Source organism: Croceibacterium atlanticum (assembly GCF_001008165.2).
Classification (GTDB): Bacteria; Pseudomonadota; Alphaproteobacteria; order Sphingomonadales; family Sphingomonadaceae; genus Croceibacterium_C; species Croceibacterium_C atlanticum.
In genome coordinates, this window is record NZ_CP011452.2 from 3,320,745 (window position 1) to 3,335,125 (window position 14,381).

A 14,381-nucleotide genomic window follows, 5' to 3' on the forward strand; every position below is an offset into this window, starting at 1 on the left:
CAGGCGCGCCGCAGATGTGCCGCCCGGTGATCGGGGAAGGATCAATTGGAGGTTCGAATGGCCTATCGGCTCTCGATCAATGGTGTCGAACATGAAGTGGATGTACCCGGCGAAATGCCGCTTTTGTGGGTGCTCCGGAATGAACTGAACATGGTTGGCACGAAATTCGGCTGCGGCGTCGGCCTGTGCGGTGCCTGCACCGTGCATATCGATGGCCAGGCCCAGCGGTCCTGTTCCTTCCCCGTCAGCGCTGTGGGCGAATCCAGGGTTTCCACGATCGAGGCGCTGGCCGAAACCGAAACCGGCCAGGCCCTGCAGCAGGCATGGCTCGATGAGGACGTGATGCAATGCGGCTATTGCCAGGCCGGCCAGTTGATGAGCGCGACGGCGCTGCTCGATCGCAATCCGCAGCCCAGCGCGCGCCAGATCGATGCGGCGATGCAGGGCAATATCTGCCGCTGCGCCTGCTATACCCGCATTCGCGATGCGATCGCCCAGGTCGCGGAAAAGAAGGACACGGCCAATGTCTGACCTGATGGAAAAGGCTGCTTCCCCGCAACTTAGCCGCCGGACATTGCTCAAGGCCGGCGCCCTTGCCGGCGGCGGGCTGACGCTGACGGCGAGCATTCCGATGGTTGCCCGCGCGGCGGCCGGCGCCGAACCGGCAGAGGCGATGCTGAACGCCTTCATCACCATCGCGCCGGACAATACGATCACGATCGTCGGCAAGAATCCGGAAATCGGGCAGGGCATCAAGACTTCGCTGCCGATGCTGGTGGCAGAGGAACTGGACGCCGATTGGGATCAGGTCCGGATCGTGCAGGCCGATGCCGATATGGCGAAATACGGCCCGCAGATGGCCGGCGGCAGTTTTTCGACACCGATGAACTGGATGCCCATGCGCCAGGTCGGCGCAGCCGGGCGGCAGATGCTGCTGGAAGCTGCATCGCGCCGCTGGGGTGTCGATAGCGCCAAACTGCAGACCAGGCTTGGAACGGTGGTGGACCCCGCGTCCGGCCGTTCGCTGACCTATGGCGAACTGGCGAGTGAAGCGGCCAAGGTGGCCGTGCCAGATATTGCGAAGGTGCCGCTGAAGGACCCGCAGGATTTCAAGATCATCGGCCGCGCGATCGGCGGGATCGACAGCCCCCGGATCGTGAGGGGCGAACCGATATTCGGTGTCGATACGCAGCTGCCGGGCCTCGTCTATGCGGCTTATGAACGCTCGCCGGTATTCGGGGCGAAGCTGGTTTCGGCCAGGCTGGACGCCGTGAAGGCGCAGCCGGGCGTGATCGATGCCTTCGTGGTGGAAGGCAATGGCAATGCCGAACAGCTGGTGGACGGCGTGGCGATCATCGCCAAGAACTGGTGGATCGCCAACAAGGCGCGCGAAAAGCTGGAAATCGAATGGGATAATGGCGAATGGGCCAGCCATTCCAGCGCCGGTTATGACAAGAAGGCGCGCGAATTGATGGCGGCGGGCAAGCCGGAGGAAGTGTTCTCTTCCGAAGGGGACGTGGACGCCGCCTTCGCCTCCGCGGCCAAGATCCTCGAAGCGGAATATTCCTATCCCTTCCTGGCCCATGTGCCGATGGAGCCGCAGAATTGCACCGCATTGTGCAAGGATGACGGTTCGATCGAAATGTGGGCGCCCTCCCAGACCCCGCAGGGCGGGCAGCAGGGCGTGGCGCAGATGCTGGGCCTCAAGCCCGAACAGGTGACGGTGCATGTCACCCGTATGGGCGGCGGTTTCGGCCGACGTCTTACCAATGATTACATGCACCAGTCCGCCGCCATCGCCAGGAAGATGCCGGGCACGCCCGTGCAGCTGATATGGAGCCGCGAGGACGATGTCCGCAGCGACTTCTATCGTCCGGCAGGCTGGCACCGGCTGCGTGCATCGCTGGATGAAAACGGCAAGCTGACCGGCTTTGACGATCATTTCATCACCTTCGATCTGGGCGACGGCGCCTATAATCCGGCCGCCATGGCGCCGGACATCTTCCCGGCGAAATTCGTGCCCAATCTGCGTTATGCGCAGAGCAAGCTGAAATCGGCCGTGCCGATGGGGGCGTTGCGGGCGCCATCCTCCAATGCGCTCAGCTTCGTGACCCAGTCGTTCCTGGATGAAGTGGCGCAGGAACAGGGTTCCGACCTGCCGAACCTGATGCTGGAATTGCTGTCCACCCGCGGCCCGTTCCCCGATACGCAGGGTTTTGTCGGGATGCAGCCGGGTTTCAAACCGGCGCGCGCCAAGGCAGTGATCGAAAAATCCATGCAGATGGGCGCCTGGGGCACACCTTCGGCTGAAGGGCGGGCCAAGGGCTTCGGCTTCTATTTCAGCCATATGGGCTATTTCGCTGAAGTGGTGGAAGCCAGCATTTCGGATCGCGGCCAGATTACCGTGCACAATGTCTGGGCGGCAGGCGATGTGGGCAGCCACATCATCAATCCGTTCGGCGCGTTGAACCAGGTGGAAGGCGCAATCATCGACGGTATCGGCCAGGCCATGTCGCTGGCGGTCGAGATCGAAGGCGGCGCCACCGTGCAGTCCAATTTCCACGATTATCCGGTTCCGCGTATGCCGGTAACGCCGAATATCGAGGTGGAATTCATCAAGACCGATTATTCGCCGACGGGGCTGGGTGAACCTGCCCTGCCGCCGGTCATTCCCGCGCTGGTAAACGCGTTGGCGGCCCTGACGGGCAAGCGCGTGCGCAGCCTGCCGATTGACGGCAAGGCTCTGGTCTGAGTTGGAGAGGCCGGGGCGGGCCATGTACCCGCCCCGGAAAGTCCGTTCCTGAAAAGCCCCGCGTCAATCCGCGAAAACGAGCGGCGCCCTGTATGCGGTGGTGAAGCCCATCGCTTCTATCTCGTGGATCTGACCGCCCCATATCTTGTAGATATGGATCGCCGGCATATCGAAGGGCTGGAAATCAAGGTGCCGGCTGTCCGCCCAGGGCACGCCCACCAGATCGAAGTCCTTCTTGTCAAAAGCATGGCGGAAATGGCTGACGCCCCAGACCAGACCCGTCACAGGATCGGCGATCTCCACCCGGCGGTTGTCGATACTGGTGATATATTCCCACATATTCGTGTCCATCTGGGCCGCGCAGCCAAGGCCGCCCAGATAGGCGAAGATCGGATCGCGCTGTCCGTTTGACGGACCTTCTGGCGTGGGGCGAACCATGGGATTGCGGGCAGTCTGGAAGCCGTTTTCGCGCCTTTCGCAATCATCCGCCATCGCCGAATGCCGGGAATTGTTGTTGTCCAGCGCGTCGTAATAGCTCTTGCCCAGCCAGATCATCCGGCTGCGGGAATCGGCATATGCCTCTGGCACTTCCTGCATGATGGCCGGGCGCAGCACCTGCAGATTGCCAAGCGCCACAGGGCTGAGGTCCCGCGTGACCATATGTTCCGCCTCGGTGATTGCACCGTCTTCCCATTTCAAGCGTATGCCAATCAGGGCCGGTTCGTTGTCGCTATCCGTCACCATTGTCATGATGCCGACCTGTTCGGACACGGGATCCGCCACATGGATGGTGAAACTGCCATCCGGTCCCCTGGCCAGCGAGTTCCACAAGCCATCGCCCGGCGCGATCGTCTGGATGTTTTCTACCATGGTCACATTGCCGGAAAGCGGCACGGCGGATGGATCATGGGCGACCAGTGCGGCAACATAATCATCTGCCAGGCCGATCAGGCAATCACGGTCGCAGTCCTGCGCCTGCGCTGCGGCAGGAGTGGCCAGCGCGATCAGCGCGGCAGCGGTGAACAAGTTACAAGTCTTCATGGCAATCCCCTCTCCCTTCCGGAGCCGCTTTTCGGGCTCTCATGGGCTGATCCTATGGTGGGCGGCCTCTTCCAGGCAAGCGGGCAATGCTGGCTATCGGCGTGAAGCACATTATGTCTGGGCGCGATGATGACAGCACAAAGACCGAGCCGCAGTGATGACCGCGCCGCCTTGCGCGCCGCATGTGAACCGGGAACGGGGCTTTGCACCATTGTCGGCATCGAAGGCAGTTTCTCCCGCCGCCTTGGCGCCCAGCTTGCCGTGCATCCGGATGGCGGGATCACCGGCAGCCTTGCCGATGGTTGCCTGGAAAAACAGCTGGCGAGCGAGATCGAACGGGCACGCGGACAGGGCGCCGTGGTCAAGCGCTTTGGCGCGGGATCGCCAATCATAGATTTCCGCCTGCCTTGCGGCAGTGGCCTGGACATTCTGATCGACCCGCAGCCCGATCATCGGGCCTGCCGGCAAGCGGTGAACCATCTCGACCTGCGCAGGCCGGCCACGCTGGATCTGGATGCGGGGCAGGGGCTTCTGCGCGAAAGGCGCTATATCCCTCCGATGCGACTGGCCCTGTTCGGCGAAGGTCCGGAGCTGGAAGAGCTGGCGCAGCTGGCAGGGGCGGCCGGGATCGAAGTTTCGGCGCGGCGCAAGGATGATCCGTCGGCCCTATCGCTGGGCAAGGCGCCACAGGGTGAGGAAATCGATGAATGGACAGCAGTGATCCTGCTGTTTCACGATCACGAATGGGAACAGGCGCTGCTGCAATGGGCGCTGCAGACCCCCGCTTTCCATATCGGCGCGCAGGGCGGTGCAGAGGCACGCAACAATCGGATGAACGGCCTTCGTGCCGCTGGTGTGGCGGAAGATCAATTGCAGCGGATCAGCAGCCCGATCGGCCTGATCCCGCGCAGCCGGGAGCCTTCGGTACTGGCTCTTTCCGTGCTGGCGCAGGTCGTCGGCGAATATGAGGCGCTGCACCCGCATGGCTGAGAAGCCGCATGTCGTGGTGCTTGCCGCGGGGCGGGCGACACGTTTTGGCGGTGGCAAGCTGGATGCACCATGCGCGGGCAAGAGGCTGGGGCAATGGGTGCTGGATGCCGTGGCGGAGGCCGGGCTGGCGCCGGGTGCCATAGTGGTCGGGCCGGATGTTCCCGCCTTTGCACGAGCCGCGCCGGGGTGGCGCTTGCTGGTCAATCCGCAACCGGAAGCGGGGCTTGGCACCTCGCTCGCCCTGGCTGCCCGAGATGCACTCAGCCGCCGGGATGATGCGCCCATGCTGGTCCTGCTGGCGGATATGCCGCTGGTCCCGCCAGGCCTGATTGCGGGGCTGGCCGGCGCCAATGCGCCTGCCGCAATACGCCATGAAACAGGCCGGCCGGGCGTGCCCGCGCTGTTTCCTGCTTCTCTCCTGCCGCAACTGGCCCAGCTTGGCGGAGATCGCGGCGCTGCTTCGTTGCTGGCCGGACTGGACGAATTGACGCTGCTCGATCCCCCGGAATCTGCCTTGCTGGATATTGACCGGCCCGCTGACCTTGCACGGGCGGAGGCGGAGCTGAGCCGCTAATCCAGTTCCATGATGACCGTGTCGGCGGCGAGACTGTCACCCTCCGCGGCCGAGATGGAGGACACGGTGCCGCTTTTCTCCGCGCGGAGGATATTCTCCATCTTCATCGCCTCTATCGTGGCGAGTGGCTGGCCCGGTTCCACCTGTTCCCCTTCCGCCACATGCAGGCGCACCAGCAGGCCCGGCATCGGACATATGAGGAAGCGGGAGAGATCCGGCGGCACCTTCTCGATCATGTGATCGGCCAGTTCGGACATGCGCGTGGGCAGCACGGTCAGTTTGTGCTTCGCACCGCGCGCGGTCAGCGTCAGGCCCAGCAGGCCGGGCTGCACCTGCGCGGTCAGATCTTCCTCTCCGAACCGGGCGCTGACCAGCCAGTCCCCAGGCGTATATTCCATCGAGATGTCGATCGCTTCGCCGTCGACGAGGATATCCTCCTCCGTGATGGCGACATCCCATGACGCATCGCCCCGCTGCACGCGCCATGCGAAGGGCGGATGGGGGCTGCCGTCCAGCTGCCCGCTGATGCGGCGGGCGCGGTCCGCGCGCACTGTGGCAATCACGCCGGCAATCGCGGCAAGCTGGCGGGAAAGCTGATCCGATGCCGGTGCGCCGGTGAAGCCGTCCGGATATTCCTCCGCAATGAAGCCCGTGGTCAGTTCCCCGGCGCGGAACCGCGGGTGTTGCATCAGGGCGGACAGGAAATCGACATTGTGGCCTGGCCCCTCGATCCGGAACGCGTCCAGCGCCTGCACCTGCAGATCCGCCGCCTCGTCACGCGTTTCGCCCCATGTGATCAGCTTGGCGATCATCGGGTCATAGAAGATCGACACTTCGCCGCCTTCGGCCACACCATCATCCACGCGGACATAGGGGCCGTCCGGCGCGCCCTCTTCGGCAGGTTCGGCAAAGGGCGCCTGCCGCAATTCGGCAGGGGGCGGGGCATAGCGCACCAGCCGGCCGATGCTGGGCAGGAAACCGCGATAGGGATCTTCGGCATAGATCCGGTTCTCGATCGCCCAGCCATTGATGCCGATATCGCCCTGCGCGAATGGCAGTTTCTCGCCCGCGGCCACGCGGATCATCTGTTCCACCAGATCCACGCCGGTGATCGCTTCCGTCACCGGATGTTCGACCTGCAGGCGGGTGTTCATTTCAAGGAAGTAGAAACTCTCCCCCGTCGGGTCCGCCCCGCTGACGATCAGTTCCACCGTCCCGGCCGAGAAATAGCCGACTGCGCGGGCCAGCGCGACGGCCTGTTCGCCCATCTTGCGCCGCATCTCCGGCGTCACGAAGGGGGAGGGCGCTTCTTCCACTACCTTCTGGTGGCGGCGCTGGATCGAACATTCGCGTTCGTTGAGATAGACGATATTGCCGTGCTGATCCCCCAGCACCTGAATTTCGATATGGCGCGGGCTCTCGATGAATTTCTCGATGAAGACGCGGTCATCGCCGAAACTGTTCAAGCCTTCGCGCTGCGTCGCTTCGAAGCCTTCGCGCACATCCGTGTCGTTCCAGGCCAGCCGCATGCCCTTGCCGCCGCCGCCGGCACTGGCCTTCATTATCACCGGATAACCGATACGGTTCGCTTCTCGCAGGGCCTGTTCCGTATCGGCAATCGCACCTTCCGAACCGGGAACCACATTCACGCCCGCTTCGGCCGCCAGCTTCTTGCTTTCGATCTTGTCGCCCATGGCGGCGATCGCCTTGGCCGGTGGGCCGATAAAGGCGATGCCTTCCGCCGCCAGCGCTTCCACGAAGCTCGCCCGTTCGGACAGGAAGCCATAGCCGGGATGCACGGCCTCGGCCCCGGTCTGCTTGCAGGCGGCGATGATCTTTTCCGGCAGCAGATAGCTTTCGGCGGCGGGGGCGGGGCCGATATGCACCGCCTCATCCGCCAGCGCGACATGCGGGCTGCGCGCGTCTGCATCGGAATAGACCGCCACCGTGGCAATGCCCATCCGCCGCGCCGTGCGGATCACGCGGCAGGCGATTTCACCACGGTTGGCGATGAGGATCTTGGAGAACACGCCGCGGTCAGACCTGATCCAGCGCCTGCGCCATATCGGCGATGATATCGTCGATATGTTCGATGCCGACAGAGACGCGCATCACGTCCGGCCCGGCACCGGCCTGCACCAGTTCCTCGCCCTCCAGCTGGCTATGGGTGGTGCTGGCCGGGTGGATGATCAGCGAGCGTGTATCGCCGATATTGGCGAGGTGGCTGAACAATTTGACGGACGAAACCAGCTTCACACCCGCATCATATCCGCCCTTCAGGCCGAAGGTGAACACCGCGCCGCCTTTGCCGCCGAGATATTTCTGAGCCAGCGCGTGATAGGGATTGTCGGCAAGACCCGCATAGGAAACCCAGTCCACTTTCGGATGATCTTGCAGCCATTGCGCCAGGGCGAGGGCATTGCTGCAATGCCGTTCCATCCGCAGCGGCAGCGTCTCCATGCCGGTCAGGGCAAGGAAGGCGTTCATCGGCGCCATGGCCGGGCCAAGATCGCGCAGGCCCAGCACGCGGCAGGCGATGATGAAGGCGATCGGGCCGACCGCTTCGGTAAAGACCGCGCCGTGATAGGATGCGTTGGGCTGGGTCATGGTCGGGAACTTGTCGCTCGCCCCCCAGTCGAATTTGCCGGAATCCACGATCAGCCCGCCAATGGAATTGCCATGGCCATTCAGGAACTTGGTTGCCGAATGGACGACGATATCGGCGCCATGTTCGATCGGGCGGCACAGCATTGGCGTGGCCAGCGTGTTGTCCACCACCAGCGGCACGCCCGCATCATGCGCGACCTTGGCGATAGCTTCGATATCCTGCACCACGCCGCCCGGATTGGCGAGGCTTTCGATAAAGACGGCGCGGGTCTTGTCGGTAATGGCGGCGGCAACTTCCGCCGGATTATCCGCATCGACGAATTTGGTGTGCCAGTCCATTTTCAGGAAGCTCTGGCCCAGCTGGTTGAGTGAGCCGCCGTAGAGCTTTTTGGCGGCAACGATTTCGCAGCCCGGTTCCATCAGCGTGTGAAAGACGATGAACTGCGCCGCATGGCCCGATGCCACGCCCAGCGCGGCCGCGCCGCCTTCCATGGCCGCGATCTTGCCTTCCAGCGCGCCATTGGTGGGGTTCATGATGCGGGTGTAGATATTCCCGAATTCCTGCAGGCCGAACAGGCGGGCGGCATGGTCCACATCGTCGAACACATAGCTGGCCGTCTGGTAGATCGGCGTGATCCGTGCCTTGGTCGTCGGATCGGGCGCGGTCCCCGCGTGGATCGCCATGGTTTCGATATTGTGCTGTTCGGTCTCGCTCATTCGTCTCTCTCCCAATCGGCAATGTTGCGCCAATGGCGGCCCTATTCGGGCCAAACCTCGATATCATGCAATTCTTCGATACGCGTCTTTGTCAGCGCGGTCTTGCAGGTCGCCACCAGCAACGGCTCCAGCGATCCGCCGCGTGCGAGATAGCCGTCCGTGGCGCAATGTGCATCGCGATATTTCAGCCAGGCGCGCTGCGCTTCCAGCAATTGTTCGAAATAGCCGGGCCTGCCGTCATGGCTGGTGTCATAGACCATGTCCCGCTGCTTCATCCGCGATGCGGTGGCATCCCATTGCGTGTTGAGCGCTTCGTCCGCGGCGAGGAAATCCTGCTGGGCGCACCAGTTCATTTCCTGCTGCTGGACCGGGTCATCGCAATTCCACTCGGGATTGGGCGTGGCCGCCTGGGCGGCGGCGGCAAGCAGGGGTAGGATAATCATTCCGCTGGCTCCCGTTCACAGGCGGCGCGCATCGGTTCTTCGCCTTCCATTGCCTTCATGCCCAGCCGCGCCAGCAGGACGGCGTCTTCGTCATCCCCGGCATTGGGCGCTGTCAGCAATTTATCGCCGGTGAAGATGCTGTTCGCCCCGGCCAGGAAGCACAGGGCCTGCGTCGCCTCGCTCATGCTCTCGCGCCCGGCGGACAGGCGCACCATGCTCATCGGCATACAGATGCGCGCGGTTGCCACGGTGCGGATGAACTCGATATCGTCGATCCGGGCGAGCGGCGTATCCGCCAGCATATCGCCCAGCGCCGTGCCCTTCACCGGCACCAGCGCATTGACCGGCACGCTTTCCGGGTGGCGTTCCAGCGTGGCGAGCGTGTGGATGAAGCCGACGCGATCCTCCCGCGTTTCGCCCATGCCGACAATCCCACCCGAACAGACATTGATCCCCGCCGCGCGGACATTGCCCAGCGTATCCAGCCGGTCATCCATGCTGCGGGTGGAAATCACCCGTTCGTAATATTCGGGGCTGCTGTCGATATTGTGGTTGTAGTAATCCAGCCCTGCCTCGGCCAGCATTTCCGCCTGTTTTGGCGTCAGCATGCCCAATGTCATGCAGGTTTCCAGGCCCATTTCCCGCACGCCTTTCACGATCTCCACGATCCTGGGCATGTCGCGGTCTTTCGGATTGCGCCATGCGGCGCCCATGCAGAAACGCTGGCTGCCGGCATCCTTGGCCTGCGCCGCGCGTTGCAGCACTTCCTGCGCGTCCATCAGCTTGGTTGCTTTCACGCCGCTATCGGCATGGACGCTTTGAGAACAATAGCCGCAATCTTCCTGGCAGCCGCCGGTCTTGATCGACAGCAGGGTGCAGAGCTGCACCTCGTCCGCCGGGTGATGGCGGCGATGGGTTTCGGCCGCGCGAAACACCAGCTCGGTAAAGGGGAGGGCGAAGATTTCCGCGATTTCCTCGCGGGTCCAGTCATTGCGAATGTCAATCATGCGGCTTCCCCGATAGCGCTGCCATGGGCCTGAGCAAAGGCTTGTAAAGCGGGCGCGAAATACTCCGCGCTGCGCCGCTTTGCTTCCTCCGGCGGCAGAGTGGCCAGTGCCCCTGCCATCCGTCCGATATTTGCCGGGGACAGCGTGCCGAGCGGAGCGACATAGACGCCGATCGTGAACAGGATCGCGCCGCTTTCCGGCAGGCGGCGCAGGGTCTGCCGTTCGGATCGGATGAACAAAGTTTCACCGGCATTATCCGGCGAGACATGGGCAAATGCCTGTTCGGGTGGGCGGGTTTCGATCCAGCGCAGCGCCGCTGTCGGGCTGACGAACCAGTTGCAGCGGCCATAGATCGCGCCGGGCTTCAGCTTCGCCATGAAGCGATCGACCCCGCTGGCGAGCTGATCCGCATAGCCGTGGATCGGGCCGTGCAGCGCGGTGAGCGGCAGGCCGATCTTGTCCGCCGGGTGCCAGTCCGTGGGATAGGCCACCGCCGCGCCGATCAGGCGGTAGATATCCTCGCTCTCGGCGCGGGTGAGCAGGCACATATCCTCGTGATGCGCGCGGGCGGCGCTCTCCAGCCCACCGCTGAGGGCGAGCATGGCCGCCAGTTCGCGGCCCGGTGCCTCGGCCTCCGGCGTTAGCTGGACGCTATCGGGATGGTCATCGAAGGCCGCCTTGCGCGCTGCCAGATCGGGCGCTTGTTGCAGCCATTCGTCTTCGGTCAGCTTGGCGAGGCCGATCTTCAGCGGCCCGCCGCCGCGTGCGCGGGGAAGCAGCTCTTCGACCGAGAAGCCGAGACCGGCCATCGTCCCTATTCCGTCGATGACGAGGGGAGAGTGCTGATCATTCCGCCGCCTCTTCCAACGGTGGCATATTGTGGCCGAGCAGGCGAAGCATATCCGCCGCGCATTCCACGACATTGGAACCCGGCCCGTAAATCCCCTGCACCCCGGCTTCGCGCAGGAAGTCGTAATCCTGCGGCGGGATCACGCCGCCTGCCACCACCTTGATATCGCCGCGCCCGGCCTTGCGCAGATGGCCGATCAGTTCGGGGATCAGCGTCTTGTGCCCGGCGGCGAGCGAGCTGGCGCCCACGGCATCCACCCCTTCCGCCAGTGCCATTTGCGCGGTTTCTTCCGGCGTCTGGAACAGCGGGCCGGAAACCACGTCGAACCCCATATCGGCGAAGGCGCTGGCGATCACATTCGCGCCGCGATCGTGCCCGTCCTGACCCATCTTGGCGATCAGGATCTTCGGCTTGCGGCCCAGCCGGTGGCTGACGGCCTCCACGCCCTGCGTCACCTGTGCATAGCGGGCATCGCCTGCATAGGCCGGGCCATAGACGCCCCGGACCGGCGTGGGGGAGGCATCGTGGCGACCGAACACTTTTTCCATCGCGGCGGAGATTTCGCCCAGGGTCGCATCCTGCCGCGCGCATTCCACTGCCAGGGCGAGGAGATTGCCGCCGGATCCCGCGCCTTCGCTCAGCGCCTCCAGCGCCGCGCGGCAGGCCGCTTCGTCGCGGGTGGAGCGGGCCTTTTCTATCCGCGCGATCTGCCCCTTGCGGACCTTGTGATTATCCACTGCCAGCGTATCGATGGGGGAACTTTCATCGACGGCATATTTGTTGACGCCGATCACCACGTCCTCTCCGCGATCCACGCGGGCCTGTTTCGCGGCGGCGGCTTCCTCGATCAGGCGCTTGGGCATTCCGCTGGCCACGGCTTCGGTCATGCCGCCCATTTCATCGACGCGGGCGATCAGCTTTTCCGCTTCCTCCACCAGCCGGGCAGTCAGCGCCTCGACATAGTAACTGCCGCCCAGCGGATCGATCACATTGGTGATGCCGGTTTCTTCCTGCAGCACCAATTGCGTGTTGCGGGCGATGCGGGCGGAGAAGTCCGTGGGCAGGGCCAGCGCTTCGTCCAGCGCATTGGTGTGCAGGCTTTGCGTGCCGCCCAGCACGGCGGCCATCGCCTCCACCGTGGTGCGGATCACATTATTGTAGGGATCCTGTTCCTGCAGGCTGACACCGCTGGTCTGGCAATGGGTCCGCAGCACTTTGGACTTGTCATTCTGCGCGCCAAGATCGTCCATCACCCGGTACCATAATGTGCGGGCGGCGCGCAGCTTGGCCACTTCCATGAAGAAGTTCATGCCGATGCCGAAGAAGAAGGACAGGCGCGGCGCGAAACTGTCCAGCGCCAGCCCGGCTGCCATGGCCCGCTTCGCATATTCCTTCCCATCGGCAATGGTAAAGGCCAGTTCCTGCACGGCAGTCGCCCCGGCTTCGTGCATGTGATAGCCGCTGATCGAAATCGAATTGAAGCGCGGCATGTGCTCGCTCGTATAGGCGATAATATCGCCCACGATCCGCATGCTGGGTTCCGGCGGATAGATATAGGTGTTGCGGACCATGAACTCCTTCAGGATGTCGTTCTGGATGGTTCCGCTCAGCCGGTCCTGGCCGACGCCCTGCTTTTCCGCTGCCACGATATAGAACGCCATGACCGGGATGACCGCGCCGTTCATGGTCATGGACACGCTCATCTGGTCGAGCGGGATGCCGTCGAACAGGATCTGCATGTCTTCCACCGTGTCGATGGCGACGCCCGCCATGCCGACATCGCCGACCACGCGCGGATGATCGGAATCGTAACCGCGATGGGTGGCCAGATCGAAGGCGACCGAAAGCCCCTTCTGCCCGGCGGCCAGATTGCGGCGATAGAAGGCGTTGCTTTCCTCCGCGGTGGAGAAGCCCGCATATTGCCGGATGGTCCACGGCCGGCCGGTATACATGCTGGCATAGGGGCCACGGGTGAAGGGCGGCATGCCCGGCATTCCCGGCCCATCCGAAGGTGCATCTTGCGCCGTGTAGAGCGGCTGCACGTCGATGCCTTCCGGCGTGTGCCAGGTCACGTCTCTGCCCTTCAGTTCCTTCGCGGCCTTTGCTTGCCAGTCGGTCTTGTCTGTCATGGAAATGGCCGGTCCCTTATTGCGCCCAGGCGAATTTGCCGGTTTCGTCGGCGGGTTTTTCAGGTGTTTCCATGATCTCGGTCAGGATGCCGCCCATATCCTTGGGGTGGAGGAAGAAGATCGGCGTGCCATGCGCCCCGATCCGCGTGGGCCCGAGTATGCGCTTGCCCAGTTCCTCGAACCGGCTGCGCGCGGCTTCGATATCGGGCACTTCGAAACAGAGATGATGCTGCCCGCCCTGCGGGTTCTTTTCCAGGAATCCGGCAATCGGCGAATCCGCGCCCAGCGGTTCCAGCAATTCGATCTGCGAATTGGGCGTATCGACAAAGCACACGCGCACACCCTGTTCGGGCATGTCGAACGGTTCGTGGATCACGCTGGCGCACATGGTTTCGCGCCAGAAGGTCACGGCCTCGTCAATCGACGGCGTCGCCACGCCGACATGGTTCAGCGGCCCCAGTTTCATCGCAATTCTCCCAATGGTCCCACGACTTTACGGGCTGGGCGGGCAAATGGAAACGCCCGCCCGCCGGATCGGGTGAAATGACTGACAAGGCGAGGATTTCCCCGTGGCTGGAACACTTGGAACACAGTCCTGTGCCAGGAAAATCACGGCGGTTCGGGGCTGCCTTATGTCGCCCGGAAAGGCGGAGGCTTTCCGGTGCGAAAGGGGGGTGGACGATGGCAAAGAGCAGCGCGTTTGTGGAGTTCCGGGGGCGTGTAGGAAAGGGGCGCGACGCGGGGGTGGGTGTCGGCGCGCATCCTTCAACAGGCTCAGGATGAGCGGGCAGGTGGTATGTTCTTTCAGCCAGCGTCGACGAGGAAGCCGAGCTTGAGTTTGTAGAGTGCTGCCGGGCGTGGATGAAATCCCCTGCACAAACCCGCTCATCCTGAGCCTGTCGAAGGATGCGCGCCAACCCCCGCGTCAACCTGCCGATTCCGGGCAAGCCTTTTCAATTCGTCCCAATCCCCGGCAATCAGAGCTTCCTTTTTCGCCCGGCTCCAGCCCTTGATCCGACGCTCGGCGGCGAAGGCTTCATCGCGGCTACTGAAACGCTCCGACCAGACGAGGGTCACCGGTAGCCGACCTGCGGTATATCCGCCGAGCAACCCCGAGCCGTGTTGCGCCATGCGCTGATCGAGATTGTCCGTGTGGCCGGCGTAATATGACCCGTCATTGCAACGCAGGAGGTAAGCGTAGAAGTCCATCGCGCAGTCTCTAGCGTGGGAGCGCATCCTTCGACAGGCTCAGGATGAGCGGGGAGGGGCGT

General features: G+C 63.5%; 13 protein-coding genes. 4 read left to right on the top strand and 9 right to left on the bottom strand.

Features of this window, described 5'->3' with window-relative positions:
* Window positions 1–57: 57 nt before the first annotated feature.
* Both WYH_RS15725 and WYH_RS15730 read left to right on the top strand, forming a co-directional pair.
* Window positions 58–531 (top strand): (2Fe-2S)-binding protein, encoded by a 474-nt coding sequence (locus WYH_RS15725; protein ID WP_046904584.1) that lies wholly within the window; start codon window positions 58–60, stop codon window positions 529–531.
* Entirely contained in the window at window positions 524–2,752 is a 2,229-nt protein-coding gene (locus tag WYH_RS15730) for a xanthine dehydrogenase family protein molybdopterin-binding subunit (protein WP_235979587.1), read from the top strand. The genes WYH_RS15725 and WYH_RS15730 overlap by 8 nt, the downstream gene beginning before the upstream one ends.
* Window positions 2,753–2,815: 63 nt before the next feature.
* On the opposite strand, the gene WYH_RS15735 is transcribed toward WYH_RS15730, so the two are convergent.
* The gene (locus WYH_RS15735) at window positions 2,816–3,793 is read right to left on the bottom strand and encodes a DUF8021 domain-containing protein (RefSeq protein WP_156320166.1); all 978 of its coding nucleotides are present in this window, start codon (window positions 3,791–3,793) and stop codon (window positions 2,816–2,818) included.
* 129 nt (window positions 3,794–3,922) lie between these two features.
* Between WYH_RS15735 and WYH_RS15740 the strand changes: the two genes are divergently transcribed.
* Window positions 3,923–4,783: an XdhC family protein gene (locus tag WYH_RS15740; protein WP_169780813.1), complete on the top strand. Its 861-nt coding sequence runs from the start codon at window positions 3,923–3,925 to the stop codon at window positions 4,781–4,783.
* The gene (locus tag WYH_RS15745) at window positions 4,776–5,357 is read left to right on the top strand and encodes a nucleotidyltransferase family protein (protein WP_046904587.1); all 582 of its coding nucleotides are present in this window, start codon (window positions 4,776–4,778) and stop codon (window positions 5,355–5,357) included. The genes WYH_RS15740 and WYH_RS15745 overlap by 8 nt, the downstream gene beginning before the upstream one ends.
* Here WYH_RS15745 and WYH_RS15750 read toward each other — a convergent pair.
* From WYH_RS15750 to WYH_RS15785, 8 genes are all read right to left on the bottom strand, one after another.
* Complete coding sequence (locus WYH_RS15750; protein WP_046904588.1) at window positions 5,354–7,387, bottom strand: acetyl-CoA carboxylase biotin carboxylase subunit; 2,034 nt, start codon at window positions 7,385–7,387, stop codon at window positions 5,354–5,356. The two genes, WYH_RS15745 and WYH_RS15750, sit on opposite strands and share 4 nt — an antisense overlap.
* A 7-nt stretch (window positions 7,388–7,394) precedes the next feature.
* Window positions 7,395–8,681 (bottom strand): O-acetylhomoserine aminocarboxypropyltransferase, encoded by a 1,287-nt coding sequence (locus tag WYH_RS15755; protein WP_046904589.1) that lies wholly within the window; start codon window positions 8,679–8,681, stop codon window positions 7,395–7,397.
* Between the two features lie 41 nt (window positions 8,682–8,722).
* Window positions 8,723–9,124 (bottom strand): lysozyme inhibitor LprI family protein, encoded by a 402-nt coding sequence (locus WYH_RS15760; RefSeq protein WP_046904590.1) that lies wholly within the window; start codon window positions 9,122–9,124, stop codon window positions 8,723–8,725.
* Complete coding sequence (bioB, locus tag WYH_RS15765; protein WP_046904591.1) at window positions 9,121–10,131, bottom strand: biotin synthase BioB; 1,011 nt, start codon at window positions 10,129–10,131, stop codon at window positions 9,121–9,123. Before bioB ends, WYH_RS15760 begins: the two co-directional genes overlap by 4 nt.
* On the bottom strand, window positions 10,128–10,940 hold the full coding sequence (locus WYH_RS15770; protein ID WP_046904592.1) for a heme-dependent oxidative N-demethylase family protein: 813 nt from the start codon (window positions 10,938–10,940) through the stop codon (window positions 10,128–10,130). Before WYH_RS15770 ends, bioB begins: the two co-directional genes overlap by 4 nt.
* Window positions 10,941–10,977: 37 nt before the next feature.
* Window positions 10,978–13,110 (bottom strand): methylmalonyl-CoA mutase, encoded by a 2,133-nt coding sequence (gene scpA, locus WYH_RS15775; protein WP_046904593.1) that lies wholly within the window; start codon window positions 13,108–13,110, stop codon window positions 10,978–10,980.
* Between the two features lie 16 nt (window positions 13,111–13,126).
* A complete protein-coding gene (mce, locus tag WYH_RS15780; protein WP_046904594.1) occupies window positions 13,127–13,576 on the bottom strand; it encodes a methylmalonyl-CoA epimerase in 450 nt (149 codons plus the stop codon).
* A gap of 419 nt (window positions 13,577–13,995) precedes the next feature.
* The gene (locus WYH_RS15785) at window positions 13,996–14,319 is read right to left on the bottom strand and encodes a GIY-YIG nuclease family protein (protein WP_046904595.1); all 324 of its coding nucleotides are present in this window, start codon (window positions 14,317–14,319) and stop codon (window positions 13,996–13,998) included.
* Between the last annotated feature and the right edge of the window lie 62 nt (window positions 14,320–14,381).

Bases quoted from the DNA above. Each gene is read 5' to 3' on its own strand.
- WYH_RS15755 (WP_046904589.1), bottom strand. From the start codon at position 8,681: ATGAGCGAGACCGAACAGCACAATATCGAAACCATGGCGATCCACGCG.
- WYH_RS15770 (WP_046904592.1), bottom strand. From the start codon at position 10,940: ATGGCCGGTCTCGGCTTCTCGGTCGAAGAGCTGCTTCCCCGCGCACGC.
- WYH_RS15735 (WP_156320166.1), bottom strand. From the start codon at position 3,793: ATGAAGACTTGTAACTTGTTCACCGCTGCCGCGCTGATCGCGCTGGCC.
- scpA (WP_046904593.1), bottom strand. From the start codon at position 13,110: ATGACAGACAAGACCGACTGGCAAGCAAAGGCCGCGAAGGAACTGAAG.
- mce (WP_046904594.1), bottom strand. From the start codon at position 13,576: ATGAAACTGGGGCCGCTGAACCATGTCGGCGTGGCGACGCCGTCGATT.
- WYH_RS15730 (WP_235979587.1), top strand. From the start codon at position 524: ATGTCTGACCTGATGGAAAAGGCTGCTTCCCCGCAACTTAGCCGCCGG.
- WYH_RS15760 (WP_046904590.1), bottom strand. From the start codon at position 9,124: ATGATTATCCTACCCCTGCTTGCCGCCGCCGCCCAGGCGGCCACGCCC.
- bioB (WP_046904591.1), bottom strand. From the start codon at position 10,131: ATGATTGACATTCGCAATGACTGGACCCGCGAGGAAATCGCGGAAATC.
- WYH_RS15785 (WP_046904595.1), bottom strand. From the start codon at position 14,319: ATGGACTTCTACGCTTACCTCCTGCGTTGCAATGACGGGTCATATTAC.
- WYH_RS15725 (WP_046904584.1), top strand. From the start codon at position 58: ATGGCCTATCGGCTCTCGATCAATGGTGTCGAACATGAAGTGGATGTA.
- WYH_RS15740 (WP_169780813.1), top strand. From the start codon at position 3,923: ATGACAGCACAAAGACCGAGCCGCAGTGATGACCGCGCCGCCTTGCGC.
- WYH_RS15745 (WP_046904587.1), top strand. From the start codon at position 4,776: ATGGCTGAGAAGCCGCATGTCGTGGTGCTTGCCGCGGGGCGGGCGACA.